The organism is Oleiphilus sp. HI0066, assembly GCF_001635725.1.
Genome location: NZ_LWFH01000541.1, coordinates 1 through 963 on the forward strand (window position 1 = coordinate 1; position 963 = coordinate 963).

1 protein-coding gene and 1 pseudogene are annotated in these 963 nt (G+C 45.0%); one reads left to right on the forward strand and one right to left on the reverse strand.

The genetic code is table 11. The features are described from left to right. A partial coding sequence (locus A3738_RS07310) for a DUF1853 family protein (RefSeq protein WP_156504053.1) occupies positions 1 to 480 on the forward strand: 480 nt, incomplete at its 5' end. On the opposite strand, the pseudogene A3738_RS30740 reads toward A3738_RS07310, so the two are convergent. Further along, a pseudogene (locus tag A3738_RS30740) lies at positions 450 to 963 on the reverse strand (hypothetical protein); the annotation flags it as partial. The gene A3738_RS07310 and the pseudogene A3738_RS30740 overlap by 31 nt on opposite strands.

Sequence of the window (963 nt, forward strand, 5' to 3'; positions counted from 1 at the left end):
AATGAACACCAACTGAGACTCAGCGAACACCAAGAAACATTCTCTAGCCTAGAGCACTTTGGTGCACCGCCGTTTTCCACGGAATGTATTATTCGCGGCAGGTTATTTCTACCATTCAACTCTGTATTAAGAGATCAAATGAGCCTTGAAGATGTAAACGAAGACGCCTACCAGCATAGCGTATGGGTTCATGTATCAGAGTTTCAGGATTGGTATGCATTACATCCTTGGGCTGACACATTTTTTGTCTTAAAAAAGAAGCAATGGCTCGACATTCAGGTAGAGCAAAACGACGCGCTCAACTTATCAGAGCTGCAAGAATCAATAGAGCAAGATGTAGAGAAAGAAGGGCGGGCTATTTTAGTTTTAGCTACTGACAAAAAATCAAAACAAGCCAAGCTTTTATTCGTGGTGCACGGCACATGGTTAAACAAAGGCTACGAACAAATTCAGGAAGATCGAAACCCTCTCCAACCTTGAAGCCCACCAGTATGAAGCAACATAGCATTTACTGACTCACCCAACTTATGATGCGCAAACTGATGCACTAAAGCATATAGCGCTTTGCTGGTATATACCGGATCTAACATCAGGCCGTATTCTGATTGAACACTAGAAATGAAGTTTCTTAAAAGCGGCGACATTTTAGCAAAGCCACCATGGTGATAATCATGCCAAATTTCAACCTGCTCGGGACTCTTACCTGGAATGTATTTGGCAGCCCGTTGCGACAGATCCTCTGCCCCCTTCAATGCTGACACACCTACAACCCTTGCAGAGTCACCCACTCCATTATGCAGGCCCGCTAACGTTGTACCCGAACCAACCGGCGTTAAAATTAGATCGTATCGATCTAGATCAAGCGTTTGAAATAGGGACGCCACACCCTTTACCCCATCAACCCCTTCACCACCTTCAGGAATCACAAGGGAGGGAGGAAACAGCGCCTGAACATGTTCCAAA